We start from the raw sequence: 15141 nt of genomic DNA, 5'->3' as shown, positions 1-15141 counted from the left end.
TGGGTTGTCGCGTGAGCGCGCGAAGGCGGACGTCTCGCGCCATGGGTGGATCGTCGGGCGGGCCTGCGAAGCAGGCAGCAAACAGCCAGGCAGGCGGCTTGATCGCCAGGCAGCCAAGCGGCACGGCGGCTGCGCGGCCAGGCGCCAGGGGGCCAGGGGCCAGGCGGCCAAATAAGCCCGCCATCTAAGCAAATAACTTCAGGTCAATAGCGGGGACAGGCTCCCCGCATCCAGGCTACGATTGCGCTTTCGGCCTATTTTCCAGGGCCCTCGCACGCATCCGGCGTGCGCACCGAGGCGCATAGACATGTACGTGTATGACCCCATAGACCAGCAACTGGTCGAAGAGCGCGTGGCGCAGTTCCGCGACCAGACCCAACGCTTCCTGGCCGGCGAACTGTCCGAGGACGACTTCCGTACCCTGCGCTTGCAGAATGGCCTGTATATCCAGCGCCATGCGCCCATGCTGCGGGTCGCCATCCCGTACGGCATGCTGACTTCGCGCCAGCTGCGCATGCTGGGCCACATCGCGCGCAAGTACGACCGCGGCTATGGCCATTTCAGCACGCGGCAGAACATGCAGTTCAACTGGCCCAAGCTGGAAGACGTGCCGGACATCCTGGCCGAACTGGCCACGGTGCAGATGCACGCCATCCAGACCAGCGGCAACTGCATCCGCAACACCACCACGGACCATTTCGCCGGCGTGGCGCCCGATGAAGTCACCAACCCGCTGGTGTGGTGCGAGATCATCCGGCAATGGTCCATGCTGCATCCCGAGTTCGCCTTCCTGCCGCGCAAATTCAAGATCGCCGTGAGCGGCGCACACGAGGACCGCGCGGCCGTCGGCGTGCACGACATCGGCCTGCAAGCCCTGCAACAGGATGGCCAGGTGGGATTCCGCGTCTGGGTGGGCGGCGGCATGGGCCGGACGCCCATCGTCGGCAAGCTTATCCGCCCCTTCGTCGCCTGGTACGACCTGCTGACCTATCTGCAAGCGGTGCTGCGCGTCTACAACCTGCACGGGCGCCGCGACAACAAGTACAAGGCCCGCATCAAGATCCTGGTCAAGGACCTGACGCCGGAGGTCTTTACCGAGCAGGTCGAGCAGGAGTGGGCCTATCTGAAGGACGGCCCCAACAAACTGACGCAAGCCGACCTGGACAAGATCGCCGGCCGTTTCACCTGGCCCGAATATGACCCGGCCGCCGCCCAGGAACACGATGCGACCGATACGATGGCGGCCGCCGACCCCGCTTTCGGCCGCTGGCTGCGCAAGAATGTGCGCCCCCACCGGGTCGCCGGCTACGCGGCGGTAACGCTGTCGCTCAAGCCCACCGGCACCCCGCCCGGCGACGTGACGGCGGACCAGATGGATGCCATCGCGGATCTGGCCGACCAGTATTCCTTCGGCGAAATGCGCGTCTCGCACGAGCAGAACCTGATCCTGGCCGACGTGCGCCGCAGCCGCCTGTACGAGCTGTGGACAGCGCTGAAGCCGCTGAAACTGGCCACCCCCAACATCGGCCTGCTGACCAACATCATCTCCTGTCCCGGCGGCGATTTTTGCGCCCTGGCCAACGCCGTTTCGATTCCGGTGGCCGACGCCATCCAGCGCCGCTTCGACGACCTGGATTACCTGTTCGAGATCGGCGAGCTGGACCTGAACATCTCCGGCTGCATCAACGCCTGCGGGCACCACCATGTGGGCCATATCGGCATCCTGGGCGTCGACAAGGCCGGCGAGGAGTGGTACCAGGTCACGATAGGCGGCCGGCAGAACGGCGCCGGCGATAACCTGAACGATGTGGACCCGCTGCGCGCGGGTGGCGCGGCCATCGGCCGCATCATCGGGCCCTCCTTCGCCCGCGACGAAGTGCCGGGCGTGGTCGAGACCCTGATCCACACCTATCTGCGCCTGCGCGACAGCGAGGAAGAGCGCTTCGTCGATGTCGTGGCCCGCGTCGGCATCGATCCCTTCAAGAACGACGTCTACGGCAGCGCCGAGCGCCAGAAAACGGAGGCCGCCCATGCCTGACCAGACCTCTCCGGACAACCTGATCCGCTACGGCCGCCTGCAAGCCGATACATCGCGCCGCTACGAAGCCACCGAGGCCGATGACGCAAGCAGCACCCCGCCCGACGAGCCGGACTGGATCGTGCCCTTGTCGACCTGGCTGAAAGCGCGCGACAGCCTGCGCGCGCGCCGCCATCCCGTCGGCATCCTGCTGGAGCCCGATGCCGACCCCGGCGACCTGCTGGAAAACGGCGGGCGGACCATCGATCCCAAGGGCATTGCCTACCTCGCGGTCAACTTCCCCATGTACACGGACGGGCGCGGCTACTCCATCGCGCAGATCCTGCGCACCCATCATGGCTGGCAAGGAGAACTGCGGGCCCTGGGCGACGTCCTGATCGATACCATTCACTATCAGGCGCGCTGCGGCTTCGACAGCTTCCTGGTCAAGCCCGGCCATGATCCGGTCAAGGCGCTCCATGCGCTGAAGACCTTCAGCCATCACTACCAGCAGGGCTATGCGCGCCCGCCGGAGCCGGAACTGGCCACGGCGCAGGCCTGATACCGCCGCCGGGGGCGCTGGCTATCGTCACGCCCCGGACGGGCTACCCACATCCAAGCGCATCCAGGGCGGGTGGCTCGAGCGCCCATGCGCGGCGCCTGTCCGGCGACCGGGGGCACGGCGCCGTGTACCGTGCACCGGCGCCGAAGGCGCGGATGGCCCTTACTTGCCTTGCTCCCCGAAGTTCGCGTCTATCCATCTGCGGGCCCAGGCCTCGGCCTGTTCGCGGGCGTCGTCCGGCGTCATATAGCTGCCCACCGGCGGAAACGCATAGCGGCCGCCTTCCGCGTTGCCTCGCGGCATGACCTCGCGATCGCCCTCCTGCTTTTCGCCGTCCTTGCCGCCCTGGGCCTTGCCGTTCCGCAGGGCCTGAACGACAAAAGTGGCTTCATACTGGCCGGCCGCATCGGGCACGATGGTGGTTTCGATCTTGAAATTGCGGTACTCCGCCATGGCGTGCTCCTGATAGGGAATGGCTGCCTCGGGACGATGGTGGGCCGCGGCGAGCGGTCCCGGCCCATCCGCGCCCCATCGCCATCATCCGGCAGCCCATCTGGTTGTAGCGTTATCGCGGGCTGGCCTGTCCGGCGCGCGGAATGTCGCGCGCGGGCGTACCCGTGGGGCTGCCCGGTTCGCGTTCCGGCGGCCGCAGCGGGTCGAAGTCCACCCACCTGCCCTCCTGCCAGCGCCCCTGTGCGCGCTCCACGTCCACGCCGCCCGCATCGCGAAGAACACCGCAGGCCTCGGCCTCTCGCGTGACATCGGTGTGCAAGGCCAGCAGTACGCCCGCGTGCCGGGCTTCCGGGTGCTCGGCCGGAGCGCCGCGGTTGCGTGCCACCCCCGGCTTCCTTTTGCCGGTTACCCACAGCGCGCCCATCAGCGAACCGATATAGGCGCCGACGGCCGCCACGGCCACCACCGCCAGCGGCGCCAGCTGCAGCGCGCCGCCTATCAGCCCCCCGACGAGGGCGCCGATCAGTGCCAGGCCCGCGCCGCCGAGCATCGCGCCGTAATGCGCCTTGCCGGCGTCCGGATCCGCCTCGCGGTCGCCGCCAATTGCATACTTGGCATGCGCGCCCGCCATATTGACGTAGAAAATATGCACGTCGTCTTCGGCGAAGCCGCGGGCGAACAATGCTCTTGCGGCGCCCTGGGCCTGCTCGAAAGTCGTGAACCGTGCGGCCACGATAAGTGCCATGACAGTCTCCCTGTAGCGTGTGCCGTATTGCGGAGTACGCCCCGCAAGCGTCATGCCATGGAAGAGAACCGCGCCAAGGCATCGCGCAGCACGACGGCCTGGTTGTGCTCCGGATCGCGCGCACCGTAGAGCAGGATGATGTCGCGGCTACCCGCCTCGGCCAGCAAATCGCGCAAGCCCTGCCGCGCGGCTTCGGCGTCCAGCTCATCCATATACCGCGCGCGGAATTCGGCCCAGCGCGCCGGGTCATGGCCGAACCATTTGATCAGGTCCCGCGTGGGCGCCAAGTCCCTGGCCCAAAGATCCGGCTGCAGATCCGCCTTGCGCAACCCCCGGGGCCAGAAGCGATCCACGAGCACCCGATACGCCTTGCCCCCAGGCGTGGCGTCGTAGGCGCGCTGGATTTCGATGTTCCGTGAGGGGTGGCGATGCGTCATGGTGATGGGTGCCCGGAAAAGAAGGGTTGGGACCGAGTCGGCGCGCTCCGTCCTTCTAGTGCGGATCGATATCCAGCTGCTGGCGAAGCGCCGACACCAGCCTACCGAATTGTTCATACTCCGCGTCGATACGCTGGCGGAACTCGGTTCCTTTATAGACCACGATCTGCTCCCCCGCACCCTCGGCGTATGCCCGTACGGCCGGTGATCCGGCGGCGGCTTCGAAACCGGCCTCCAGCTCGCGGAGGCGCTCCACGGGCGTGCCCTTGGGTGCGATGATTCCGCGCCAAAGGAGCGTTTCCTCGTCAGCCAGCCCCAGGTCCCGTAGGCCCGCAGCGCCCGGCAGCTGCGCCACCTTATCGGCCGAAGTGACGAACTGGCACTTGGCCCGACCTGTCCTTACGTGCTCCATGACAGGCGGCAATGAACCGACGTAGATATCGATATGGCCACCGAGCATCGCGGCCAACGTTTCACCCGCGCCTTTGAAGGGGACATCCCGTTGGCGGGTGTCCAGCCGCTTGTATATACGTGCCATCGCAATATGGGCGCTATTGCCGACACCATCGGTGCCATATGTATAAGCGTCCCGGTTCGTCCGAAGCAGTTCGATCATCTGGTCTCCCGTATCGGCGGGGAAATCAGCCTTTGTACAGACTGCATATGGAGCGCTGGTAAGCCGCATCACGGGCACGTAGTCGGATGGCAGATAGGCCACGGGAAGCGTGTGAGGCGCCACCGTCAGCGGCCCCATCCAGACGCCAGCCAGTGTATTCCCGTCGGGCTCGGATTGAACCAGCTTGGACACACCGATGGTCCCCCCGGCACAACCCGTTGTCGAACACATATTGATGACGGTAATGGGCTTCCCGAGGTATGGCTCGGACTCTTTTGCCAGGATGCGGAAGAAGCCGTCTGTCCCACCACCGGCAGTGGTGGGTATGATCAACCGTACTGAATCCGTTGCGCGGGCAGACGTCATGGCCAGCAGCATCACGGCAGCGGGCATTAGGCGATAGAGAAGCCTCATGAGCTCTCCTATGGTAGATGGTCCTTGGGGATACCCTCGTCCCACCCTTGGTGTCAGCGACTAAAGACCGGAGGATCGGGCCAATCGCGGATCTCGCTAGTGGAGCGGGGGACGGCGAGCAGCTTGGGTAACGCGGCGCCTCACACGATTCCTGCGCCGTAGTTCGGCCTTCGCCTTCGCGGTCTGTGCCCGTATCGGCGATCCGGCGTCAGGATCGGGAAGATCACGTTTCCTCGGCAATACCGCTGCCGCGACACCGCTTCCCTCCACCACGCACAACACTAAAGAGGCGTGCCGGATGGGCGACAAAGGCGCTCTGGAAAAATCGACGCATAGAGGTTTTGGCACGTTCTTGACCAGTCTACGTAGATCGTCGGCCAGAATGGGGCCATCGAAAAATAGGAAATCCGCCCCTGCGTTGGCGCACTCATTCAGGCGATCGACAAGACTCGCATAGTCCGGCCTACCCCGTGAGTGAACTCTTACGCAGATGAGAAAATCAGGATCCCATCTGCTTCTGACCGCAGTCTGGATAAGTGCCGTCGCTGCAATGCGGTCGCGTCCGCACACCGTCCCGGCTTCTCTCACCCAAAGACTTTCCAACAGGACGCCAGAAACTCCAGAGCGTTCTACGGCACAGATGCTGTCATACACCTGCCGAGCGGACTCACGAGAAACATCGTGGCTGGCGATAAAGAAGTCCGCTGTTGGGATATGGCTATCTGGATCGACGGTGAAATCCATCCCGCTTCCTGACGGTGCCTGCGTATACCACGGCACTCCGCCGTGACCGGCGAAATGCCGGGATCCAAGCAGTCGCTCCTCTCCGCAGAAAAATGCACGATAACCGTTGCCGACCGGCAATAACGTGCAAACACGCGGATCGTTTATCAGCCTTCGCATGTATCGCCTGCTGTTCACCTGTTCCTCCACATTGAAGCGCCACCTTCAGCCGTCGGGATCCTAGCAACAGGAATGCAACCGCATCCAATCAATTCTTCACGCGTAGATCGATAAATGCCGCTTATGAAAAAACTATCCATCCCGCAAATGGAAGCACTTCTGGCCATCGCGAAGTACGGCTCCTTCCACGCGGCAGCATGTCGCATGCATGTCACCCAGCCAACCATTTCCATGCGTGTTCGCGAGCTCGAAAGCACCTTGGGAACACGGCTTTTCATGCGCGCCGGCCGCGGCGTGACGCTTACCCCATCCGGAATGCTGGCGGTGCGCTACGCGGAACAGGCTCTTGGGCTGCTGGAAGAGTTGGAGACCCGGCTGGGAGGCAAGGCCCCGCTGAATGGCACCCTGCGGTTAGGGTCGTCCGAAATGATCGCGATGACGAGCCTGCCGGAGATCGTGCGGCAACTCGAGGGCCGATATCCAGGCCTGCAGATCGATATCACAGTGGCGAACAGCTTCACACTGCACGACCTTCTCGCTACGGGAAAACTGGATATATCGCTATTGACCCATCCCGACACCAGCCGACTCGTGCGTCTGGTACCGATCGCACTGGCGGAAGTCGGATGGCTGGGCTCGGAGAAGCGGCTGAGCGCCGACACGACATTTTCGCCTGCCCGACTGGCGGGACAAAGCTTGTTGAGCGTTCCGCCGCCATCGCCGCTGCATGAGATGTTGGTCGAATGGTGCCTCAAAGAAAACGCTCCCCCGCCGATGCTGAATACGTGCAGCAGCTTATCCATCATCGCCGGCCTCGTACGCGCGGGAATAGCGGTCAGCCTGCTTCCCGTTTGCGTTCTCGCGGACGAAATCGAACGGGGCAGCGTCATCCGTTACCAGCAGCGACGAGCCTTCGATCCGCTCAGGATCTGCGCCGCATTTCCGCGAACGGCCTCAGGCAGCGACCTGAATTGCGTTGTAGAGATCGCAACTGATGTTTTGTCGAGGCATCGCAACTTCTCGGCAATATCGTCCCGCTAGAGACGCGAGGCCATACCGGGCACGCCCAACAGTCCCAACAGCCGCGGCAGTACCGGCAGGTTGTTGCGCGGGTTCCAGACGACGGAGTACTCGGCGTAGGCCTTGACGCCGTCGATGGGGCGGAACACGACGCCCGGCAGGCCGGCGCGGGCGAAGGCCCGGGGTACCAGCGATACACCGCGGCCCATGGCGACCAGGCTGACCACGGACACCAGATGCATGGCGTAGTGGCGGATGTTCGGGCTGAAACCCGCCTGCATGCAGGCCGCCACCGTCAGGTCGTGGAAGGTGGGTGCGCTTTGGCGCGGGATCAGGATGAAGGGGTCGCCGGTCAGGCGGGCCAGCGGCACGCGCCGGCGTCCGGCCAGCGGGTGCGATTGGGGCATGGCGACGACCAGCGGGTCGCTGGCCACGCGATGGAAACCCATGCCTCCCAGGCCCTGCGAGATCTGGCCGAAACCCAGATCGATGCGGTCCTGCCGCAGCGCTTCCAGCTGCTCGGAAGAGCCCATTTCCTCCCAGACGCTATCGATGCCGGAGGCCTCGCGCTCGATGCGGCGAAAGACCGCTTCGACGCCCATGAACAGCACCGCCGCGACGAAGCCGATGCGCACGCGGCCGGTGTCCCCCAGCGCGCTGCGCTGCACGGCGCGGGTCGCCAGCTCGGTCTGCGACAGCAAACGCCGGGCTTCCTCGACCAAGGTCAGGCCGGCCGGCGTCAGCCGCACGCTGCGCTTGTTGCGGTCGAACAGCGTCACGCCCAGGCGGGCCTCCAGCTGCTGGATATGCTTGGTCAGCGGAGGCTGCGAGATATGCAGCCGTTCGGCCGCCCTGCCGTAGTGGAGTTCCTCGGCGACGGCCAGGAAATAGCGTAGCGATTTGGCGTCCATCGGAGTGATGCCGGGGCCGCGAGCGGGATGGTGTCAGACCGCGCGGCAACGGGAAAGATCAGTGGGAAGAAGCGCTGGAAGCGCCGATCCGGTGATTCTATTTCGGAATCAATCCTTTCCAAAAAATATATTGGACCGAAATCAAACCACCAACCAGAATCTGTGGCTGTCCAGGCCGGCCGAGCCGGCCGGAGCGGGTTGCCCGCTGCGGCGCCCCCGCGCCCGGAGCGACCGTCCACGGCCACCCGCCCACCGCGCACCGACCACGGACCACGGACCACGGACCACCGAACACCGAACACCGAACACCGAACACCGAACACCGATCACCACGATAACCAACGGAGACGCCCCATGGCACGCATACAACCGCTGCAGCCCGGCCAGATGAATGCCGAGCAGCAGCGCATACACGACCTTATCGCCAGTGGCCCGCGGGGCCGCGTGCGCGGACCGCTGGCCGTCTGGCTGCACCGGCCGGCACTGGCCGAGCCCGCGCAGGCCCTGGGCCGATACTGCCGCTATGAAACCAGCCTGCCGCCCCGCCTGTCGGAGTGGTCCATCCTGGTGCTGGCGCGCCACTGGCGTTCCGAATTCGAGTGGTGGGCGCACAAGCAGCTGGCGCTGAAGGCCGGCCTGGATGAAGCCATGATCGACGCGCTGCGCGACGACAAGCCCATCCCCTACGTCAACGACGACGAAGCCCTCGTCCATGAGTTCCTGACCACCCTGCACGCCCAGCGCCACATCCCCGACGCGCTCTACGAAAAGGCGACCATGGTGCTGGGCGAGGCCGGCATCATCGACCTGGTCGGCATCGCGGGGTATTACTCCCTGGTGTCCATGACCCTGAACGTGTTCGAGGTCATGCCGCCGGAGGGCGAGCCGATCGAAATGGGCCCGCATCCGGGCCAGGCAAGCAAATAGCCGTGGCGATACCACGGGGAGACACGATATGAGCGGAAGACTGCAGGACAAGGTGGCCATCGTCGTCGGCGCGGGTTGCGTCGGGCCGGGCTGGGGCAATGGACGGGCCGTGGCGGTGCGCTTCGCGCAGGAAGGCGCCAGGATTTTCGCGGTGGACAAGAACGCCGACGCGATGACCGAAACCCTGGAGCGCATCCGCGCGGAGGGCGGCGAGGTCGCATCCTGGACCTGCGACGTGACGCGCGACGACGAGGTCGCCGCCATGGTGGAGGCTTGCCGCAAGCAATACGGCCGCGTCGATATCCTGGTGAACAATGTGGGCGGCTCCGCCAAGGGCGGTCCCGTGACGCTATCGGAGGAAACCTGGGACGCGCAGATCGCCTTCAACCTGAAGAGCGTGTTCCTGACGTGCAAGCACGTGCTGCCCCTTATGGAAGCGCAGGGCGGCGGCGCCATCGTCAACACCGCGTCCACCTCCGGCATCCGCTGGACCGGATCGGCGCAGGTCGGCTATGCGTCCGCCAAGGCGGGAGTGATCCAGTTCTCGCGGGTGGTGGCGGTGGAATATGCCAAGAAGAACATCCGCGTGAATACCGTCATCCCGGGCCAGATGCACACTCCCATGGTGGAAGTCCGCCTGGCCAAGCAGCGTGCCGGCGGCGATGTGGAAGCGCTGCTGCAGCAGCGGCAATCCCGCATCCCGCTGAATTTCATGGGCGACGGCCGCGACACCGCCAATGCTGCGCTGTTCCTGGCCTCCGATGAAGCGCGCTTCATCACGGGCGCGGAAATCGTCGTCGACGGCGGCATGAGCGTGCGCTGCGATTGATGGAAACGGGCCAGACGCCATGACAGATCGAACCCCGCGGCACGACGCCGGACCGGCATCCCAGGATGCCGGCATCTGGGACAGCCACTTCCATGTTTTCGGGCCATGGGATCGCTATCCCCTGCCGCCCAATCCCTCCTACCGCCCGGCGGAGGCTACCTTCGACGCCGTGCGCGCGCTGCACGCCCGCATGGGCGTGACCCGTGGCGTCATCGTCCATGGCGCCAACTACGGCGCGGATCATTCGGCGATGCTGGGCGCGCTGGCGGCCAGCGGCGGCGCCTATCGCGGCATCGCGATCATCGACCCGGACGTTCCCGAGACCACCTTGCGCGACATGCACGAGGCAGGCGTGCGCGGCATCCGCTTCAACGTGCTGTCGCACCTGAGCGGCGGCGCGCCGCACATCGATGCGGGCCGCATGCGCGCGGCCATCGCGCGGATTGCCCCGTATGGCTGGCACGCGCTGGTCCACGCGGGTCCTGACGACACCATCGCGGTGCTGGAGGCCCTGGACGGCTGCGGCGTGCCGGTGGTGGTGGACCATATGGCGCGCCTGCCCGCGCGGGGCGGCTTGGACACGCCGGCCGGCCAGGCGCTGCTGGGCTGGCTGCGGTCACCGCGGATCTGGGTCAAGGTATCCGGCGCGGACCGGGTGACCGATGGCCGGCCCGACGAGGCCATCCCGCAGATGCGCGCACTGATCGAGGCCGCGCCCGATCGCGTGCTATGGGGCAGCGATTGGCCCCACGTCAACATCAAGTACCAGGCGCCGGACGATGCCTCGCTGCTGGCGCTGGCACGGCGCGTCTGTGGCGACGCCGGCACCGCCCGCGCCCTGCTGACGGACAACCCGGCACGGCTGTACGCCTGAGCCGGCGCCCGCCCCTGCACTCATTGGAGCCTTCGCCATGTGGGAACCCACGCAACGCTATCCCGATCCCGCCGTGCGCAGCCTTGCGCCGGCCTTCGACGCCCTGCACCTGCCGCTGGCCGCGGTCGAGCGCATCGCCACGGGCAGCCGCTGGGCCGAAGGCCCGGTCTGGTTTGGCGACGGCCGCTATCTGCTATGGAGCGACATCCCCAACGACCGCATCATGCGCTGGGACGAGGCCACGGGGCAGGTGGGCGTCTTCCGCGGCCCCGCCAACAATGCCAACGGCAACACCCGCGACCGGCAGGGGCGGCTCATCACCTGCGAACATGGCGGCAGGCGCGTGACCCGAACCGAGTACGACGGCTGCATCACGGTACTGGCCGACACCTACGAGGGCAAGCGCCTGAATTCGCCCAACGACGTGGTGGTGAAGTCGGATGGATCGATCTGGTTCACCGACCCGCCCTTCGGCATCGTGGGCTATTACCAGGGCGAGAAGGCGGAGCAGGAGCTGCCCGCGAACGTGTATCGGCTGGACGGCCAGACCGGGCGGCTGGAGGTCGTGGCCGACGACGTCAACGGGCCCAACGGGCTGGCGTTCTCGCCCGACGAATCCAGGCTCTACGTCATCGAATCGCGCGCCCGCCCGCGGACCATACGGGTGTTCGACGTCACTGCGCAAGGCACGCGGCTGGCCAACAGCCGCGTCCTGGTGGACGCGGGCCCCGGCACGCCGGACGGCTTCCGCGTCGACGTCCATGGCAACCTGTGGTGCGGCTGGGGCATGGGCACGCCCGAACTCGACGGCGTGCGGGTCTTCTCGCCGCAAGGCGAACCCATCGGCCATATCGGCCTGCCCGAGCGCTGCGCCAACCTGTGCTTCGGGGGCAAGCACCGCAACCGGCTCTTCATGGCGTCCTGCACGTCGATCTACTCCCTGTTCGTCAACACGCAGGGCGTGGCCGGCGGCTAGGCCACGGCCGGGCGCGCCCCGCCCCGCCTCGCGGTGGTCCTCGCGCGCGGCGGCGCTGTCCGGGCGGCGCTATACTGCGTAAATTATCGGTAGATCACTAGTCGCGCCGCATGGGTAGCGCGGCCGCCGATACGCCACGCACGAGGACCAGCCGTGACCGCATCTTCCGCATCTACCTCCGCAGCATTCCCGCGCCGCCCCACCGTGGGCGTGCTGGGCATCGGCATCATGGGTTCGGCGATTTCCGCCAACCTCGTCAAGGCCGGTTTCCCGGTGGTCGGCTACGACCCGCTGCCGTCGGCCCGCGCGGCCCTGTCCCAGGCCGGCGCCCGGCCCGCCGCCGCGCCCGAAGAAGCCATCCGCGCGGCGGATTTTCTGGTTCTGTGCCTGCCCAGCGACACGGCGCTCTGCGACGTATCGCGCCAGATCGCGGCCGCGGGCAAGGAAGGGCTGCTGGTCGCCGAGACCAGCACGCTGGCCATTCCGGCCAAACAGGATGCGGAGGACCTGCTGGCATCCCGCGGCATCACCTTGCTGGACTGCCCGCTGTCCGGTACCGGCGCGCAGGCCGTGACGCGCGACCTGGCCGTGTATGCCAGCGGCGACGCGGCCGCCATCGAGGCGATGCGGGACGTCTTCGACGGCTTTGCCCGCGTCACCTACAACATCGGCGCGTTCGGCAACGGCATGCGCATGAAGCTGATGGCCAATCTGCTGGTGGCCATACACAATATCTCCGCGGCGGAGGCCCTGCTGATGGGACAGCGCCTGGGCATCGACATGGACCTGGCCGTCAAGGTCCTGGCCGACGGCGCCGGGGGATCGCGCATGCTGCAGGTGCGCGGCCCGGCGATGAGCGCCGGCACCTGGGACGAGGCCACGATGAAGGTATCGATCTGGCAGAAAGACATGAAGCTCATCGCCGCCGCGCTGGCGGAAGCCAACGTGCCGGCGCCCCTGTTCAGTGCCTGCGTACCGGTCTACAACGCCGCGATGGGCATGGGGCATGGCGACTCGGACACGGCCGCCGTATACGACGTGCTGGAAAAAATGTCGGCGCCGCGGCGATAGCCGTCCTTCTAGGAGCGGATCGCCCCCACGGCGTCGAACAAGCCGCGTATCGCCGCGGCCTTGATGTTGCGGGTGATGAACACCAGCCGCGATCCGCGGTCCTCCCCCGGCCAGTCGTCCAGCGTGACGGGCGGGTGCATGATGTGCTGCACCGCCTGCACGACCACGGGCTTGCCTTCCACGTTGACGATGCCCTTCACGCGCAGCAGGTCCGCGCCGCGCATGCCGATCAACATGTCCATGGCCGCCGCGAACACATCCCAGGTAAAGGGCGTCTCGAAACGCAGCGCCAGCGTATCGATGCCGGCATGGCGCGAGGGCACACGGTCGCCAAGATAGCCGCCCTGCCCGTCCTGCCCGTCCTGCGGCGGGGCGTCGTCGAAGGCCGTGCCCAGGAAGCGCAAGGCGCTTTCCCGCGAACGGGCGCTGGCCAGGCCCAGGCCGGTGAGTTCGGCCGGCTCGATCTGTCCCATGCTGGTATGCCGCACGGCCGCGTTGCCGTTGATCTCGCGCAGGGACGCCGTCAGCGCGCGAACGTCCTCGGGCTGGGCCAGGTCTTCCTTGGTGATCACCAGCAGATCGGCCACCGCCGCCTGTTTGACCGCCTCGGGCTGGGTCTTCAGCTGCTCCGGCCCGTTGACGGCGTCGACCAGGGTTACCACCCCGTCCAGGCGGTATTGCGCGCCCAGCATGGTGTCGCTGGCCAGGGTCTGTATGACCGGCGCCGGATCGGCCAGCCCGGTGGTTTCGATGACCACGCGGTCGAAATCGGCGATCTGCCCCGCGCGCCGCTGGCCGAACAGCTCGCGCAGGGTTTCCTGCAGATCGGTACGGACGGTGCAGCACAGGCAGCCGTTGGCCAGCAGGCTGACGTTTTCCGACGACATCACGACCAGGTCGTTGTCGATGCCGATCTCGCCGACTTCGTTGATCACCACCGCCACCCGGTTCATATCGGGGTGCGTGAGCAGCCGCCGGATCAGCGTGGTCTTGCCGCTGCCCAGGAAGCCGGTGATGAGCGTGACGGGCAGCTTGCCCGCCACGGGATCGCGCTGATATGCCATGCGGAAACTCCGGCCGCGCCGGTCAGATCGTCAGCTCCAGGATGTACAAGCCTCCCGAAAAGCGGTCGATGGTATAGACGATGCGGCGGTCGTCGACATAGACGTCGTTCAACTGGATCGCGCCGGCAGGCGACAGCTTGGGCGCGCCCGGCACATAGTAGGCGACTTCTTCCACGTGGTAGGGATCGCTGGTGTCGTACACCCGCACGCCGCCATTGAAGAAGGTGCCCACGATAAGCGTTTCCGACTGGAAAGACACGGGCAGGGGCAGGTTCTCGTGCAGGTTGTGCGCGCCGAAGCGGCCCCCGCGCTTGGCGAAGGCTTCCACCGGCGGCATCGGGAAGGTACCGATGGGCAGCGGGTGGGCTTCGGACTTGGCATTGACCACCCACACCAGCTTGGGCCAGTCCGCGCCGTCGTCCTGCACGCACTCGTCGCTGACGATCCACAGGTCGCGCTCGAACAGGGGCAATACGGTGTGCGTGAAGCCATTGTTGGGCGGCGAGTGGTTCCAGTTGGACACCACCTTGATATTGGACTTGTCGGAAATGTCCAGCACGAAGGCGCCGCCGTCGATATAGCCCACGTAGGCGCGATCCGGCCGCTGCGGGAAGACGTTCGTGTTGTGCGCGCGGAAACCGGTATCGAATTTTTCCGGCAGGCGCCGGGGCGGGGGCGCCGCATCGCCCACGCGGGTACCCGGATACCACCAACGGCCGGCCTCCACCGGCTTGGCGGGATCGCTGACGTCCACGATGCGGTAGATCTGGTCGTCCTTGGGATCGTGCGGCTGGAAGTCCGGCGCGCCCGAGGCCATGTGCACGGTCTTGCCGTCGACGAACCACAGCGCGTGCACGCCGCGCGAATACGGACCCGAGCAATCGAAGTGGGAGACCAGCCGCGGCTGTTCCGGCACCGAAATATCGAACAGGTCGAAGCCGGCGGGCTTCATGCCCGGCGACTGGGTCTGGTAGGCAACCGCCATCAGGTTGCCGCACACATCCAGGGAATTGGAGCGCACCTTCATGTGCGGCAGCTCCGTCTGCACCACCATCCTGGGCTGGCGCGGGTCGGTGACGTCCACCGCGGTGAAATTCTTGGGCGCGGATTCGTGGGCCATCCAGAGGATGCGGCGGCCGTCCGCGGCCTGCTGCATGGCGATGCCCTCGCCCAGTCCCCCGAAGCCCTCCAGCTCGTGCTGGGCCAATAGTTTCATGTTGTGGGCCAGGGTCTGGTCGGCACGGCCGGCCTGGCTGGGACTGCTGAAATTCGCCATGAGTGTTTTCCCGCTCGGAGATTTAGTGATTGCTTTCTAATTTATC

The 15141-nt window shown here is 66.2% G+C and carries 16 protein-coding genes; 8 read left to right on the top strand and 8 right to left on the bottom strand.

Features of this window, described 5'->3' with window-relative positions:
* Positions 1–307: 307 nt before the first annotated feature.
* Both BAU06_RS06700 and BAU06_RS06695 read left to right on the top strand, forming a co-directional pair.
* On the top strand, positions 308–2038 hold the full coding sequence (locus tag BAU06_RS06700; RefSeq protein ID WP_066345988.1) for a nitrite/sulfite reductase: 1731 nt from the start codon (positions 308–310) through the stop codon (positions 2036–2038).
* Positions 2031–2579 (top strand): DUF934 domain-containing protein, encoded by a 549-nt coding sequence (locus BAU06_RS06695; RefSeq protein ID WP_066345985.1) that lies wholly within the window; start codon positions 2031–2033, stop codon positions 2577–2579. The genes BAU06_RS06700 and BAU06_RS06695 overlap by 8 nt, the downstream gene beginning before the upstream one ends.
* Before the next feature lie 162 nt (positions 2580–2741).
* Here BAU06_RS06695 and BAU06_RS06690 read toward each other — a convergent pair whose 3' ends face one another.
* The 5 genes from BAU06_RS06690 to BAU06_RS26515 all read right to left on the bottom strand — a co-directional run bounded on the left by BAU06_RS06690 (position 2742) and on the right by BAU06_RS26515 (position 5988).
* A complete protein-coding gene (locus BAU06_RS06690; protein ID WP_066345979.1) occupies positions 2742–3032 on the bottom strand; it encodes a hypothetical protein in 291 nt (96 codons plus the stop codon).
* A 112-nt stretch (positions 3033–3144) separates the two neighbouring features.
* Positions 3145–3777, bottom strand: coding sequence for a hypothetical protein (locus tag BAU06_RS06685; RefSeq protein WP_066345971.1), 633 nt, complete (start codon positions 3775–3777; stop codon positions 3145–3147).
* Between the two features lie 50 nt (positions 3778–3827).
* A complete protein-coding gene (locus tag BAU06_RS06680) occupies positions 3828–4214 on the bottom strand; it encodes a DUF488 domain-containing protein (RefSeq protein ID WP_066345969.1) in 387 nt (128 codons plus the stop codon).
* A gap of 55 nt (positions 4215–4269) precedes the next feature.
* A complete protein-coding gene (locus BAU06_RS06675; RefSeq protein ID WP_066345958.1) occupies positions 4270–5244 on the bottom strand; it encodes a tripartite tricarboxylate transporter substrate binding protein in 975 nt (324 codons plus the stop codon).
* 96 nt (positions 5245–5340) lie between these two features.
* Positions 5341–5988 carry an isocitrate lyase/phosphoenolpyruvate mutase family protein gene (locus tag BAU06_RS26515; protein WP_156770167.1) on the bottom strand — a complete coding sequence of 216 codons (648 nt, stop codon included), beginning with the start codon at positions 5986–5988 and terminating at the stop codon, positions 5341–5343.
* A 282-nt stretch (positions 5989–6270) separates the two neighbouring features.
* Here BAU06_RS26515 and BAU06_RS06670 point away from each other — a divergent pair, with 282 nt between their 5' ends.
* The gene (locus BAU06_RS06670) at positions 6271–7188 is read left to right on the top strand and encodes a LysR family transcriptional regulator (RefSeq protein WP_197509448.1); all 918 of its coding nucleotides are present in this window, start codon (positions 6271–6273) and stop codon (positions 7186–7188) included.
* Here the strand turns inward: BAU06_RS06670 and BAU06_RS06665 are convergent.
* Entirely contained in the window at positions 7185–8078 is an 894-nt protein-coding gene (locus BAU06_RS06665; RefSeq protein WP_066345947.1) for a LysR substrate-binding domain-containing protein, read from the bottom strand. The two genes, BAU06_RS06670 and BAU06_RS06665, sit on opposite strands and share 4 nt — an antisense overlap.
* A gap of 354 nt (positions 8079–8432) precedes the next feature.
* Here BAU06_RS06665 and BAU06_RS06660 point away from each other — a divergent pair, with 354 nt between their 5' ends.
* The 5 genes from BAU06_RS06660 to BAU06_RS06640 all read left to right on the top strand — a co-directional run bounded on the left by BAU06_RS06660 (position 8433) and on the right by BAU06_RS06640 (position 12755).
* Positions 8433–9005 carry a carboxymuconolactone decarboxylase family protein gene (locus tag BAU06_RS06660; RefSeq protein WP_066345945.1) on the top strand — a complete coding sequence of 191 codons (573 nt, stop codon included), beginning with the start codon at positions 8433–8435 and terminating at the stop codon, positions 9003–9005.
* A gap of 28 nt (positions 9006–9033) precedes the next feature.
* Positions 9034–9834, top strand: a complete 801-nt coding sequence (locus tag BAU06_RS06655) for an SDR family NAD(P)-dependent oxidoreductase (RefSeq protein WP_066345942.1) — start codon at positions 9034–9036, stop codon at positions 9832–9834.
* Positions 9835–9853: 19 nt separating this feature from the next.
* Entirely contained in the window at positions 9854–10708 is an 855-nt protein-coding gene (locus BAU06_RS06650; RefSeq protein ID WP_066345940.1) for an amidohydrolase family protein, read from the top strand.
* 37 nt (positions 10709–10745) lie between these two features.
* Positions 10746–11684, top strand: coding sequence for an SMP-30/gluconolactonase/LRE family protein (locus tag BAU06_RS06645; protein WP_066345937.1), 939 nt, complete (start codon positions 10746–10748; stop codon positions 11682–11684).
* A 153-nt stretch (positions 11685–11837) separates the two neighbouring features.
* Entirely contained in the window at positions 11838–12755 is a 918-nt protein-coding gene (locus tag BAU06_RS06640; RefSeq protein ID WP_156770166.1) for an NAD(P)-dependent oxidoreductase, read from the top strand.
* 8 nt (positions 12756–12763) lie between these two features.
* Here BAU06_RS06640 and BAU06_RS06635 read toward each other — a convergent pair whose 3' ends face one another.
* Together BAU06_RS06635 and BAU06_RS06630 are read right to left on the bottom strand one after the other, a co-directional pair.
* Positions 12764–13819, bottom strand: a complete 1056-nt coding sequence (locus tag BAU06_RS06635) for a CobW family GTP-binding protein (RefSeq protein WP_066345928.1) — start codon at positions 13817–13819, stop codon at positions 12764–12766.
* A 22-nt stretch (positions 13820–13841) separates the two neighbouring features.
* Positions 13842–15095, bottom strand: coding sequence for an LVIVD repeat-containing protein (locus tag BAU06_RS06630; RefSeq protein WP_197509446.1), 1254 nt, complete (start codon positions 15093–15095; stop codon positions 13842–13844).
* Positions 15096–15141: the final 46 nt, after the last annotated feature.

Source organism: Bordetella bronchialis, assembly GCF_001676705.1.
In the GTDB taxonomy this organism is placed as follows: domain Bacteria; phylum Pseudomonadota; class Gammaproteobacteria; order Burkholderiales; family Burkholderiaceae_B; genus Bordetella_C; species Bordetella_C bronchialis.
The sequence above is the reverse complement of the archived record's forward strand: the minus strand, read 5'-3'. Positions and strand labels throughout refer to the sequence as shown.

Coding starts and splice junctions, on each gene's coding strand:
- BAU06_RS06660 (WP_066345945.1), top strand. CDS start 8,433: ATGGCACGCATACAACCGCTGCAGCCCGGCCAGATGAATGCCGAGCAG.
- BAU06_RS06645 (WP_066345937.1), top strand. CDS start 10,746: ATGTGGGAACCCACGCAACGCTATCCCGATCCCGCCGTGCGCAGCCTT.
- BAU06_RS06665 (WP_066345947.1), bottom strand. CDS start 8,078: ATGGACGCCAAATCGCTACGCTATTTCCTGGCCGTCGCCGAGGAACTC.
- BAU06_RS06680 (WP_066345969.1), bottom strand. CDS start 4,214: ATGACGCATCGCCACCCCTCACGGAACATCGAAATCCAGCGCGCCTAC.
- BAU06_RS06650 (WP_066345940.1), top strand. CDS start 9,854: ATGACAGATCGAACCCCGCGGCACGACGCCGGACCGGCATCCCAGGAT.
- BAU06_RS26515 (WP_156770167.1), bottom strand. CDS start 5,988: ATGGATTTCACCGTCGATCCAGATAGCCATATCCCAACAGCGGACTTC.
- BAU06_RS06635 (WP_066345928.1), bottom strand. CDS start 13,819: ATGGCATATCAGCGCGATCCCGTGGCGGGCAAGCTGCCCGTCACGCTC.
- BAU06_RS06655 (WP_066345942.1), top strand. CDS start 9,034: ATGAGCGGAAGACTGCAGGACAAGGTGGCCATCGTCGTCGGCGCGGGT.
- BAU06_RS06670 (WP_197509448.1), top strand. CDS start 6,271: ATGAAAAAACTATCCATCCCGCAAATGGAAGCACTTCTGGCCATCGCG.
- BAU06_RS06690 (WP_066345979.1), bottom strand. CDS start 3,032: ATGGCGGAGTACCGCAATTTCAAGATCGAAACCACCATCGTGCCCGAT.
- BAU06_RS06700 (WP_066345988.1), top strand. CDS start 308: ATGTACGTGTATGACCCCATAGACCAGCAACTGGTCGAAGAGCGCGTG.
- BAU06_RS06695 (WP_066345985.1), top strand. CDS start 2,031: ATGCCTGACCAGACCTCTCCGGACAACCTGATCCGCTACGGCCGCCTG.
- BAU06_RS06685 (WP_066345971.1), bottom strand. CDS start 3,777: ATGGCACTTATCGTGGCCGCACGGTTCACGACTTTCGAGCAGGCCCAG.
- BAU06_RS06630 (WP_197509446.1), bottom strand. CDS start 15,095: ATGGCGAATTTCAGCAGTCCCAGCCAGGCCGGCCGTGCCGACCAGACC.
- BAU06_RS06675 (WP_066345958.1), bottom strand. CDS start 5,244: ATGAGGCTTCTCTATCGCCTAATGCCCGCTGCCGTGATGCTGCTGGCC.